The organism is Gemmatimonadota bacterium, from assembly GCA_030747075.1.
Taxonomy (GTDB): Bacteria; ARS69; ARS69; order ARS69; family ARS69; genus ARS69.
In genome coordinates this window covers 60,274-72,723 of the sequence record JASLLL010000004.1, presented here as the reverse complement: position 1 = coordinate 72,723, position 12,450 = coordinate 60,274, and the positions used below count along the sequence as shown (strand labels likewise).

Genomic DNA, 12,450 nt, shown 5'->3' with positions numbered 1-12,450 from the left:
GGCTCCGCAAGAACCGGAACGGTAGCGGTCGGGCACACACAGGCGGGACGCGAGGATTACGCGGCGTTCTGCTTTTCGGCAACGAGCGGTCGGTAAGAGCGGCTCTCCCGGATCCGGTAGAGAAGGTCCGTGATCCCCCACTTCCCCACATCATCGCACTTCCACAGGATTTCGAATGCCACGCGATAGTCGGAGACGGGTTCGTTTCCGCTGAAGAGACGCTGAAACTCCGCCCAGTGGGCCGACCGGGAAGCGACCGGCGCTCCGGATCGCTCCAGTCGACCGGCGACATGAGCGTTCCACAGGCAGAGGAACTCATCGTCCTGATTCTCCGGGATGCCCCACTCATTCACATCCCGCCACTGGAGCAGAAGGCGATAGAGAACCTCCAGCGTACCCTTCGTATCGAAAGCGCAGGCCGGAAGACGACGGCGACCACGGCGACGACGCCAGTCCCCGCGGTACTTCTCCTTGAGAAAGTGATCAAGGCGAAGGTGCAGGCGAACTCCCCCGGTCGAGTACACTTCGATGGAGTCGCCCGGGTTCCGGCGCGGCACCATCCCGAGATCCACGACATCGATCATGACGCTGGAGAGGCTCCGGGTCATTTCCAGGCGTTTCGTAACCCGTCTGATCAGCGGTTCGACCTGGCTGCTGTACGGGAAGTCATCCTGTGAGAATACGATGTCCACAACGGGCCTCCGAGATGGGTCGAGATGTCCACTCACCCATCTCATCGGCACGGAATCGTGAAGTCTTCAGCCTTTGGTCGCATTCCTCGTCAGGTTTGTCGCCGACACCCGGCGAAACCGGCGCCCGGCATGACGACCCGTGCGGTTTCCTCCGCCTTGATGCGCACTACACCGGGTTTGGCACATCGATGAAGCTCCAGGGAAGGCCAAACTCCTTCTCCAGGAGTGCCCCCAGCGAACGCACTCCGAAGGTCTCCGACCGATAGTGCCCCGCCGACACATAGGTCAGACTTTCTTCCCGGACGCGCTCCTGCACAAACTCCTGCACCTCGCCCGTAATGAACGCGTCCAGGCCCTCGTCAAGTGCCTGCTGAAACTCCCTCACCGCACCACCCGAGACCACGCCGACCGTCTCCATCGGATCCGGTCCGAAGGGAAAGGCCAACGGTTCCGCGCCGAACACGGCTGCCGCCTTCTTCAGGAAGTCGGCCCGGGAGATCGGCTCCGGGAACCGGCCCTTTCGCCCAATCTTCACCCCGTTGTATTCGCCAAAGGGCTCTACATCCGTCAGTTCCAGTTCGCGTGCGATGATTGCGTTGTTGCCGTGCTCGTCGTGTGCATCCAGCACGAGATGATAGCCGAGCAGTGTGACTTCGTGCTCGATGAGGATCCGCAACCGTTCGCGGAGCCCCCCCTTCACCACGCGCGGGTCGGAGTCCCAGAACATCCCGTGGTGAACCAGCAGCAGATCCGCGCCTTCGTCCACGGCGCGACGAAACAACTCCACCGACGCCGTCACCCCTACCGCCACCCTCCGAACTTCCGCACGGCCCTCCACCTGGAGCCCCTGAGGCGCGTAGTCCGAGATGGACCCGGCTCCCAGCGTCTGATTCAGAAACTCAATCACTCGATCGCGATCAGCCACTTCGACTCCTCTCCGGCCCTCCGGCCGACATCAAGCCCGCCCCTGTCGAGCGCCATCACCCGTGCGCGCGCCTCACTCCGAGTCCCGCGAAGAGTGCCGCCAACGCCAGCCCCACACCCGACACCACCAACAGCGCCACAAACCCCGGAGGCGTCCAGGACAACGAAACCTCGTGATCTCCCGCCGAAACCGGAACGGCCAGGAAGCTCTCCAGGTAGGGAACCACCGAAACTCGCTCCCCATCCACGGTCGCGACCCAGCCGGCATGGGCGGTCTCCGTGACAGCCAGCCATCCCGGCCGGATCCCGTTGACGCGGAATACCCATCGGCCCGGCTCACTCTCCACCACCTCGACCACCGTGTCACTCCGCAGGCGATCGACCGCGGCGTGAGCCTCCCTGAGCCATGGCCCGCCCCAGGGGCTTCCCGCGGGCTCGGGAAGCGCGTGCAGAGGAACCGCAATCGGCACGGCTCCGGGCCGCACCGAGACTCCGGCAGGCCACCGGGCGATCGTGCGGTGAGGCGGTCGATCCCCGGCGAGCGCCGCAGGCCCCAGGGAAACGGTGGCGCGCACTCCGATGAGATCGAAGAGTCTCTCCCGATCCGCCGCGGAGATGAGTCGCGACATTCGCGCGCGCTCCGCCGCATCCGCACGCACCAGACGGTCCGGGTTGACGATCACCTGGCGGATTCCCTCGCGGATCGGCTGGAAGAAGTTCCCGACCTCCCGGTCAAGCTGAACGCGAGGCCACCATTCGTCAGGGAAGCCCGCGCGTGTCGAGAGGCGAGCCTCCCAGTGCGAGGTCGGAAACCAGGCGCGGTACTGCGGATGCACTTCGGCCGCGACCTCGTCCATCACTGGAGAGGGAGCGCGGAGTGCTTCCAGCGGCGTCCCACGATTCACTCCCCGCTGCGCCGGAACCAGCGACGCCGCCACAACCCCCACGCCTGCCCACGCAAGCAGACGCCTCCCGCCTGCGCGCGACCGCGCCAGAAGAAGACCCGCCACCGCAACCCCCCCCGCCGCCGTTCCGAAAAGGGCCGTGCGCAGCGCCTGAAAAATGGCGTCCAGGTCTTTCATCTCCGCGACTGGACCGAAAAACCCGTCGCGAAGCTGTGCCGTGGTCTCCGCTCCGGCGAACTTCCATGCGACCGCCGTCGCCAACAGGGACGCGGCCCCCGCGATCCAGACCGCCGGCGTCGACCTGTCGCTCCTTGCGCCGCGCTCCAGATCCCGCAACCCGAGACCCACACCCAGCGGAATCAGAAACGCGACCGCGAACAGGAACTTCACCGGCCAGCGAAACCACCCACCCGCCCCGGTCGCGGCCAGTGCAGCCACTGGAGCACAGTGGGAACCCATCGCCACCGCCACGGCCAGCGCCACCGCACCGAGAAGAACGCCCCCCCGTCGGCCCCGTGAGGCGAATCCCGCGACCGCCAGAAGGACAGCAGGCAACCCGACCGCAAGCGACACATAGAACGGCCCGCGCCCGCGCTGCAGAAGTTCTCCCCACCACTCCGTCTTCTCCAGCGTGTGGTAGTTGCCGAAGAAGCCCGGCACCAGGATGCGTGGAAGCGACCAGGGACCGACCGAATACTCCAACGCCGCACGGGAGTCGACGCTTCGGGCGGATTCGGACGCAAGACGCAGCGCGGGAACCGCCATCGGCGCAGCAACCAACAGCGCCGTGCCCGCACCCGCCATCGCCCAGGGAATCACGCTGCGAACGGGCGCCCGACGCTCCACAGCAAAGGGGATGGCCAGCAGCACCAGCACTTCCGATGCAAGGAGCACCGGTTCCGCGAAGCACGCCTGCACGGCAACCGTGAGCGCCAGCCCTGCGGCCGGCCCGGGTCCGGGACGCCGAAGCATCGCCACCCACGCCAGCGCGGTCAGCGGGGTCCACAGCAGGAAGGGCACGAGATTCGCGAAGGACAGAAGCGAAAGCGACGGCCCCGCCAGAAGGTACGCCGCCGCCCCTCCCGCAGCGCCGATGACGCCACACCCCAGCACGGCCAGGAGTGCAGCGAACGCGACTCCCCCCGCAACCCAGTGCCCGAGGAGGTGGAGGGTCATCGCCGCCTCGGCACCAAGAACAAGATCCGCCACACGCCCCGGATAGAGCGCGTAGTGATTCGGGTTCGAGAGAAGCGGTGTCCCGCATGCAACGAAAGGGTTCCAGCAGGGAACGCGACCGGCGCGCCACTGGTCAGCCACCACTTTGCCGACGGGCAGGTGGTAGTTGGCGACATCCCGAAAGGCCGGCACGCGCTCGTCGAGGAGATCCGGCCCGAAGAGCACGGCAAAGAGCAGCCCTGCCACGATCGCCCCGGCCAGGGCGCCGCGACACCCCGCTCCGCGCACGATCACCACGCCCTCCCCGAACAGACGCGCCGCGACATCAGAGGTTTTTGTACGACGGCCCGCCTCCGCCTTCCGGAGGCAGCCAGGTGATGATCTGGTACGGATCCATCACATCACATGTCTTGCAGTGAACGCAGTTCGACGCGTTGATCCGCAGGTCCAGCCCCCCGCCATCCTCCTCCACCATCTCGTAGACATCCGCCGGGCAGAAGAACCGACACGGATTCCCGTATTCCTCCGCGCACCTCGTCCGGCAGATGTCCAGGTCCGACACGACCAGATGCACCGGCTGGTCCTCTTCGTGAATGGCCCCCGAGTGGAAAACATTCGTCAGCTTGTCGAAGATCCGTTCGTTGTCCACCGTGGGCCGCGCGCGATCTCCTCCGGCTTCGGACAGCCTCTTCATGTGCGTGTGCCCGGGCGCGGCGGAGACCCGGTCTCCCCGGATGTCCCGACCGCCCAGCAGCATCTGAATACCGATGCGCGCCATCCCCCCGAAGAGTCCCGAGTCCATTGCCTGATGGAAATTGCGCGACTTCCACATCTCCTCGCGAATCCACGATGCCTCGATCCGCTGTCGATAGCCCGCCAGCTGGCTTTCGGAGAAGTCATCCGCGATCAACCCTTCCAGGATCGTCTCCGCGGCGAGCATTCCACTCTTCATGCCGAGATGAATGCCCTTGAGCCGTGACGGATCCAGAAACCCGCCACAGTCCCCTATGAGCATCCCCCCGTCAAAGTACGGCCTCGGCATGGCGAACCACCCGCCCTCGGGAATCGTCTTGGCCCCGAAGGAGACGATCTCCCCGCCTTCGAGAAGTGCCACCACAAACGGATGTTCCTTGAATCGTTGCAGCTCCGCCTGCGGGTCCGTCGCCGGATGGTGGTAGTCCAGTCCGGTGGCGAATCCGATGGCCGCCATCCCATCCGCACCCCCGTAGATGAAACCGCCGCCGTAGGTGCTGGAGTCCAGCGGGTAACCCATTGTATGGATCACCTTTCCCGGTTCGATCCGCCCCTCCGGGAGCCGCCAGGTTTCTTTGACTCCGGTTGCGAAGACCGGCGGGTTCGTTCCTTCGTCGAGACCGTGCCGCGCAATCAGTTGCTTCGTCAGCGACCCGCGCGGCCCCTCCCCAAGAACCACCACCCGCGCCGTGATGTCCGCTCCGGGCTGGTGGTTTCCCTTCGGGTTTCCCTCCTTGTCCAGCCCGCGATCCGTCGTCCGTATTCCGGACAGGCGGCTTCCGTCGAAGATCGGCTCCCGCCCGGGGAACTCGGGAAGGATGAACGCCCCCTTCTCCTCCACCTTCTCCGCAAGCCAGGACACCACCTTCCCCAGACTCACCACATAGTTTCCATCATTGCGCATGGTCGGCGGGACGGCCGGAAGTCGGAACCCCCCCTTCGCCGAAAGAACGCGAACTTCATCGGAGGTGACCGGTGACTCCGCCGGAAACCCCGCCTCTTCAAAGTCAGGAATCAACTCGGCAAGCGCCCTCGGGTCCATGACGGCACCGGAGATCGCGTGCGCGCCCATGGAGGATCCCTTCTCCAGGATCGCAATCTCCAACGGGCCGATTTCCTTTCCGCCACCGGACGCGACGGACTCGTTGTGCTTCTCGACAAGGGTCAGGAGGTGGTACGCGCCAGCAAGGCTGGCCGGCCCGGCGCCAACGAACAGTATGTCGACGGGCATCACTTCGCGTGACGGTGGCATCGCTTCCCCCGAGAGTGGATCCGCGCTTCCGCCCGCAGGCGGGCGAACTCCCCCGAGGTTTAGCCGCGAAGACCGTGCCAGGTCAAGGATGGCCGGTCGGTTCTCTCCACGATCCGGGCGGGGGCCTTCGGCACAAGTGCCCGACGGGTGAGGTCGACCTGACGGGCGCGGGCACGGCGCACAATTCCCAGAAGACGGGACGACAGCCTTCCGGATGCGGAAATGTGCTCCCAGCACGACAGTAGATTCGCGACAAGCGTGGGGTTCTGCGGGTCCGATTCCAGCGCATACTCCAGCGTCTGAAGAGCCTCCGCGGGGCGCCCGGACACGAGCAGCACCCATGCGATGTCGTTCAGCATGACGGGGCAATCATCCGCCGAGCGCGTCGCCGTTGCGAAGCGTGCCAGTGCGGCATCGACATCTCCGTCCGTGAGTGCGGCGGCCCCCTTCACCAGCTCGTGCCGGGGATTGCTCCAGGCGGAGTCCGCCTCTTCCGCCCGTCCGTACCACAGGAGCGATTCCTCCATGGACGCCAGTTCGAAGTAACAGTCGCCAATCCGCCCGCATCCGCCCCCATGATCCGGACCCTGCCAGGCTGCCTCAAGGAACCGCGACAGCGCCTTTCGGTAATCCCCGATTCGGTAGTAGCATTCGGCGATCATCGTGGCGGCCCTGGTGAACTCAGGATCGTGGCGAAGCGCCTCCTCGTGGTGTTTCACGGCCAGCGGGATACGACCTGTCTTCTGATAGATCAGCCCGAGGTTGTACCAGGTGCCCGCGTCCGACGGATCCACCTCCAGAAGGCTCTCGCAGGCTTCCACGCCACGCTCGAACTCCTCCAGTTCGTAGTAGCAGCACTGGAGATCGCGAAGCACCACATAGGAACCGGGGTCCATCTCCAGACATTCTTCCAGAAAAACCTGTGCGCGTTTGTACTGCCCCAGATCCAGAAAGTACCGGCCAAGCGCGTACGCACCGTCCACCGTCCGGGTCTGCGCGGACAGCGCCACCTCCAGATGGGACGACGCTTCCTGAAGGTCTTCCCGGTCGAACAGGAACCGGGCCAGAAGAACACGCGCCTCCACATCTTCCGGTGAGCGGGCGAGACAGGCCTTCGCATAGACGATCCCCTCTTCCACCATTCCGTACGACAGACAGAGGTTCGCCGCCGTCAGAACCACCTCGGTGTCCTCGGGCCGGGCGTTGACATAGGCGTCGACCACCTGAACCAGCCCGGCCGGATCATCCACGCCGTAGCACGCCTGCATTCGCTCGAACAACGCCATTCGGAAGTGGGGCTGAACCGCCAGGGCCCGGTCGAGAAGGTCGCGAACCGCCTCCGGTTGCTCTTCTTCCTGAGCCGCGCAGTATTCCAGAAACGCCTCAAAGTCCACCGGTTCCGGCTCCGGCCACAACCCTTCGGAAGAGTCCGGAATGAACCCCATGGCCCGCCCCGCCTCCAGTGCCAGTTCGTCCAGCACTGAGAACACACCGGTCCGGACGCCGGACACACACCCGGAGTGAATCAACCGGCCCGACCGGGACTCGAAGACCCGGAAGTGAATGATCAACCCGTCATGAATGTGTACGCGCCCTACGAGTATGAAGTCGGAATCGCACTCCTTCCCGAGACCGGCGACAAAAAGCGCCGGCGTCCGGGCTGCCATGGAGGAAGAAGAGGGCGCGGCATCCGATTCCGCGGGCGGCGGCAGCGCTTCGCGTCCCAGGAGTATGGAACTGACTTCCAGTTCCGCAATGGTCGCCAGTCTCTGGGCTACTTGCCGGGTGATTCCCCGGCCGACAGAGGCTTCGTCGCTTTCCGGACACACCGCAGCGAACTGGAGCACCCCGACACTCGGCTTCATGAAACCTCACAACTGCTGGCGGTCACGAAAGAAAAACGGATGAGTGCGACTGCTCCGACTCTACCGATTCCGACATACCGTTCTCAAGCGGAAACACGCGCAACCCCGCGCGCAGACTCGGTTTTTCGTGTTCGCAACGCGCCGTCGTTGGAAGAAGTCCCGCATTCTGACCGAACATGACACGGCGGTTTTCTTCGCGCACAAAGGGAGGCCCGCACCGCGGCGGCACGCACTCCGATCGCGCAATAAACAAGCGCAAGTATCCCGCAACATACGCCATCGCGATTCTTGCGGAATGGGACCGCCCGGTAGCGTCCGGGCGTCGCCTCTGGCGTGGTGCGCACATTCACCGCTTCCGTTGACAGTCCGGTCCCAGGGGGGAGACACTGCGCACGCACGCGTGACAGGGGGGGTGGATCGTGAAGGGACCGGATTTCCCGCGAGGCGAATGGGCCTCTTCCCCGCTTCGTCTCTTTCAGGCTGACTCCGTTCAGATGCAGCTCACCGGCGGCGAGTGGATCACCGGGGTCCTTCATGTCGTGGCGGGCGGACTGGAGGTTGTCTACGACGAACCACGCACCGTGGGGTCCGATACGGTGGAGTCAAGCCGTCTCCTGACCCGATCAGGAATCGACCGCATTCGTACCATCCTTCGTCCCGAGACTCTCTGGACGGACGACTTCCGCGAACGGCGAGACGCGCAGGTCTGGCGCGCAGCTCATCCGTCGTGGCGCGCTCGCCTGGGGCGCACCGTCCGCGAACTTCTTCGCAAGGATCCGCTCACTGCCGAGCCACTTCTTTTCCGGTATCTCGGGCGGCGCGTCGCGGTGGAGGTTTCCCGGGGAGACCGCACACTCTACGCCAGCGGGCTTCTTATTTCGTATGACCCGGAGTTTCTCGCGCTCGCGGACGCGGTCCTGCCCGCAGAGACGAACCTCCCGCTCTGCCCGGGAACAACCACCGGTGCGCACCTGTCCGTCACCTGGGACGACCACGGACTGCACCTGCACAATCGAGGCGAAGACACCGTCCGCGTCCTCGGAATCCGAACGGCTTCGGGAATGCGCCCCTGGGATGTGAACCTCCGACCCGGCTTCCGGGACACCACGGACTTCCGGCGCGCACCTGCGGGGACCGCGGATCTCGTGTTCGAGAGCCCCGTGCGCGGCGACGCCATCCTCTCGCGAAGGCTCGCCGAAGTGCGCGGCGGGAGCGAAGGCTCCATCGCCATTCCCGCACTGCCGGCCCTCGACACACCCGTCGGTGAGATCCCGCGCAGCGAAGCTCCCGTGGAGTGCGAGACCACCACCGACCTCTTTCCGGAGGGAGATCGCCCGTGACTCCTTCCCGGAAGATTCGCCTCACCGCATACTCCCACTGCGCGGGTTGAGCATCGAAGATCGGTCAGGCCGATCTTCGCGCGCAGGTTCTGCGCCGTCTCACGCCCCACACGGACCCCGCCGTTCTGGTGGGAACCGCGGCGCCGGACGACGCCGGTGTCTACCGGATCTCCGACGATCTGGCACTTGTGCTGACGCTCGACTTCTTCACCCCCGTCGTCGACGACCCGCACACTTTCGGCGAGATCGCCGCCGCCAACGCGCTCTCCGATGTGTACGCCATGGGGGGAGAACCCTTCGCTGCGATGAACATCGTTGCGTTCCCCGCCGCGTCGGAAGAGCTTCCGCTGTCGGTCCTTGGCGACATCCTGGAAGGCGGGTCGGCAAAAGCTGCCGAAGCGGGCACGGTGGTCATCGGAGGGCACACGGTGGATGACCCGGAGCCCAAGTACGGGCTGGCGGTCGTCGGCCGGGTGCATCCGGAGAAGATCGCGCGGAAGGAGGGAGCGCGGCCCGGGGACCGGCTCATTCTCACGAAGCCGCTCGGCACCGGGATCATCACGACGGCGCTCAAGCAGGAGCGCATCGACGAGGCCGGCGCCGGAGAGGCCATTCGCGTCATGGCGGCACTCAACCGCGAGGCGGGGCGCGCGCTGACGGAGACCGGGATCGTCTGCGCCACCGATGTCACCGGATACGGACTTCTCGGGCACTTGACGGAGGTGCTGGAAGCCTCCGGATGTGGCGCAAGGGTCTCTGTCGGGAGTGTGCCGGTTCTCGATGGAGCCCGGGATCTGGCCGCCGATGGAGTCGCGCCCGGGGGGACCCGGAAAACGCTTCGCACACTCTCGGGCTGTGTCGCTTTCTCCGACAGCGTGGAAGAGGCCGACCAGCTTGTTCTTGCGGACGCACAGACCTCCGGCGGTCTCCTGCTCGTGGCACCTCCCGGCACCACCGACGACCTCCTCGCTCGCCTGGAGGCTGCCTCGACGCCGGCGGCGGCCGTCATCGGCGAGATCACGGAGGGCGACGGAATCCTCGTCGAGGAGTAGCGTCCCCGCCCGTCCGCGGGTAGAATGTCCGCCCGATTCGCACTATTGCGACAGACCACCCGGTCTCGTGTGCTGTCCCGCCCTTTCGAAGAGACCTTCACAAGGAGTGCTCATGTCCGCACCGCGACTTGTCCGAACCCGCACCCTGCTTCCCGGCCTTGCGGTCCTGTGCGCCGCGTCGGCCCTTCCTCCCTCTGACGCAGCAGCCGAACCGACCACGGTGGAAGAGGCCACCGCACCCGACGGAATCTACGCCGTTTTCGAAACCACGGTCGGCGACTTTGTCTGCCGCCTCCATTACGACAAGGTGCCCGTCACGGTCGGGAACTTCGTCGGACTGGCGGAAGGCACCAAGGAGTTCAAGGACGCGAAGACCCACGAGATGACAACACGGCCGTTCTACGACGGCCTCGGCTTCCATCGGATCATCAAGGACTTCATGTCGCAGGGCGGCTGCCCGCTCGGCAACGGACGCGGCGATCCCGGATATCGATTCATCGACGAGTTCGATCCGGCCCTCCGTCACGCCCGGCCGGGCATCCTCTCCATGGCAAACTCCGGCCCGGGAACGAACGGCAGCCAGTTCTTCGTCACCCATGTCCCCACACCCTGGCTCGACGACAAGCACTCGGTCTTCGGGGAGTGCGTGATGGGGCTGGATATCGTCCTCGGCATGGGACAAGTGCCCATGAAGGGAAGCCAGAACTCGACGCCGGTGACGGACATCGTCGCGAACTCGGTTCGGATCGTCCGGACCGGGGAAAGCGCGAAAGCATTTGACGCCGCGGCCGCGTTCGCAAGGCAAGACGAGATTCGCGCCGCCGCGACGGAAAGGAAAGCCGCCATGGAGAAGCAGTTCACTGACAAGCTCGGCGCGGAGTTGGGCGTGAATCTCGACGAGCGCCAGACCACGCCGACGGGATTGGAGTTCGTCGTTCTCGAAGAAGGGGAGGGGGCTTCCCCGGAGAGCGGACAGACCATCTCCGCCCACTACACCGGCTATCTTCTCGATGGAACGAAGTTCGACTCCAGTGTCGATCGGGGTCAGCCGTTCGACACGCAGATCGGAGTGAGGCGCGTAATCCCCGGTTGGGACGAAGCGTTCCTGGAGATGAAGCCCGGCGAGAAGCGCGTTCTCTTCATCCCGCCGGACCTGGGCTACGGACCCCGCGGAGCCGGAGGCGTCATCCCGCCGAACGCCACGCTGATCTTCGTGGTGGAACTGCTGGCCGTCCAGTAGTCGCGGGCCCTGCCCCGGGAGTCAGGGCGCTCCCGGGGCGGCCGCATCCAGAACCCGACGCACGGTCAGCGTCAGTTCCGCCGGAGTGAACGGCTTTCGCAGAAACGCCGTCCCCTGACCGCCCGCGCCAGACCTCCCCAGCCTCTCCTCCGTGTACCCGGACATAGAGTGCCTCCAGTTCGGTATTGGAAAAGGCGTTCAGTCCCCGCTTTCCAGGAACCTCCACAATGCGATCGCCGAACCGGGCGATCTCATCGATCGTCTTTCCACCCTGCGTGTCCTCACGGAACGCGCCCACTTCCTTGATGGTCTTGAGAATCCCCACCGGGTCCACCAGTTCTTCGTAGTTCTCGGTAAAGAGAATCGGGGTGGAGACGATGAGCATGTCGGTCGAACTGACGCGCTCCACCAGGTCCAGCGTGTTCTGAAGAACTCCCGACACACGGGACGCCTCTTCGATCACATGGTGGAGGATTCCGTTCGGAGCGAAATAGTCGTTCTGGTAGCCAATCAGGATGAGAGCAGACTTGCCTGAATCCACGGGACACCTCGTTTCTCTTGAGATCGTTCCGGGGGACGGCACGACCCTGCCACAATCGGCACGGAGGAGCATGAATACAAGGAGGATCGCGCAACCCCTCTCCGCGCCTTCCACAGGGCAACGACGCTTCGCCCTTGCCGCTGCGGCCCGAAGGGGTAATCTCCGATACAGGCGGGGAGTAATGCCCGGGTCGGGCGCACCCCCCGCAGGAAAGGAGTCTCCATGAATGCGAACGAGAATGTGGAACGGCTCTTGAGAGATCATCCGTTCCTGCATGGTCTCGCGGACCGGCACTTGTCGTTCCTCTCCGGGTGCGCCAGAACGGTGACTTTCCAGCCCGGAGATTTCCTCGGCCGGGAAGGAGAAGAGGCCCACAGTTGGTATCTCGTCCGGCATGGCCATGTGTCGCTGGAGACACACATCGAGGAACGCGGGCCGATTCAGGTGGCGGCTCTGGGAGAGGGTGAAGTCATCGGCTGGGGCTGGCTCGTGGCGCCTTACAACTGGCACTTCGACGCACGCGCCGTCACGGTCACGAAGACGCTCACGCTCGACGGCGACTACCTGCGCGCACACTGCGAGAATGACCCCGAACTCGGGTACGAACTCCTGAAGCGATTCCTCCATGTCCTTCAGAAAAGACTCCACTGGTCGCGGACCCGTATGCGGAATCTGGCGCGGGACGCGTCCTGAACACGCCCCGGAGAGAG

General features: G+C 65.1%; 10 protein-coding genes. 4 read left to right on the top strand and 6 right to left on the bottom strand.

Translation table 11 applies throughout. From position 1 onward, the window contains the following. Positions 1–56 precede the first annotated feature (56 nt). The 5 genes from QF819_02370 to QF819_02350 form a co-directional block, all read right to left on the bottom strand. A complete protein-coding gene (locus QF819_02370) occupies positions 57–692 on the bottom strand; it encodes a hypothetical protein (GenBank protein MDP6802005.1) in 636 nt (211 codons plus the stop codon). Between the two features lie 166 nt (positions 693–858). Beyond that, positions 859–1,617, bottom strand: coding sequence for a Nif3-like dinuclear metal center hexameric protein (locus QF819_02365; GenBank protein ID MDP6802004.1), 759 nt, complete (start codon positions 1,615–1,617; stop codon positions 859–861). A 55-nt stretch (positions 1,618–1,672) separates the two neighbouring features. Further along, positions 1,673–3,991, bottom strand: coding sequence for a YfhO family protein (locus QF819_02360; GenBank protein MDP6802003.1), 2,319 nt, complete (start codon positions 3,989–3,991; stop codon positions 1,673–1,675). Between the two features lie 31 nt (positions 3,992–4,022). After that, positions 4,023–5,681 carry an electron transfer flavoprotein-ubiquinone oxidoreductase gene (locus tag QF819_02355; GenBank protein MDP6802002.1) on the bottom strand — a complete coding sequence of 553 codons (1,659 nt, stop codon included), beginning with the start codon at positions 5,679–5,681 and terminating at the stop codon, positions 4,023–4,025. 80 nt (positions 5,682–5,761) lie between these two features. After that, the gene (locus QF819_02350; protein MDP6802001.1) at positions 5,762–7,567 is read right to left on the bottom strand and encodes a tetratricopeptide repeat protein; all 1,806 of its coding nucleotides are present in this window, start codon (positions 7,565–7,567) and stop codon (positions 5,762–5,764) included. A 419-nt stretch (positions 7,568–7,986) separates the two neighbouring features. On the opposite strand from QF819_02350, the gene QF819_02345 reads away from it, so the two are divergent. The 3 genes from QF819_02345 to QF819_02335 all read left to right on the top strand — a co-directional run bounded on the left by QF819_02345 (position 7,987) and on the right by QF819_02335 (position 11,199). Next, positions 7,987–8,907: a hypothetical protein gene (locus tag QF819_02345; GenBank protein ID MDP6802000.1), complete on the top strand. Its 921-nt coding sequence runs from the start codon at positions 7,987–7,989 to the stop codon at positions 8,905–8,907. A gap of 59 nt (positions 8,908–8,966) precedes the next feature. Continuing rightward, on the top strand, positions 8,967–9,959 hold the full coding sequence (gene selD, locus QF819_02340; GenBank protein MDP6801999.1) for a selenide, water dikinase SelD: 993 nt from the start codon (positions 8,967–8,969) through the stop codon (positions 9,957–9,959). Between the two features lie 112 nt (positions 9,960–10,071). Next, entirely contained in the window at positions 10,072–11,199 is a 1,128-nt protein-coding gene (locus tag QF819_02335; GenBank protein MDP6801998.1) for a peptidylprolyl isomerase, read from the top strand. Here the strand turns inward: QF819_02335 and QF819_02330 are convergent. Further along, positions 11,144–11,740: a cysteine hydrolase family protein gene (locus QF819_02330; protein MDP6801997.1), complete on the bottom strand. Its 597-nt coding sequence runs from the start codon at positions 11,738–11,740 to the stop codon at positions 11,144–11,146. The two genes, QF819_02335 and QF819_02330, sit on opposite strands and share 56 nt — an antisense overlap. A gap of 222 nt (positions 11,741–11,962) precedes the next feature. Between QF819_02330 and QF819_02325 the strand changes: the two genes are divergently transcribed. Beyond that, the gene (locus QF819_02325) at positions 11,963–12,433 is read left to right on the top strand and encodes a cyclic nucleotide-binding domain-containing protein (protein MDP6801996.1); all 471 of its coding nucleotides are present in this window, start codon (positions 11,963–11,965) and stop codon (positions 12,431–12,433) included. The last annotated feature ends 17 nt before the right edge of the window (positions 12,434–12,450 follow it).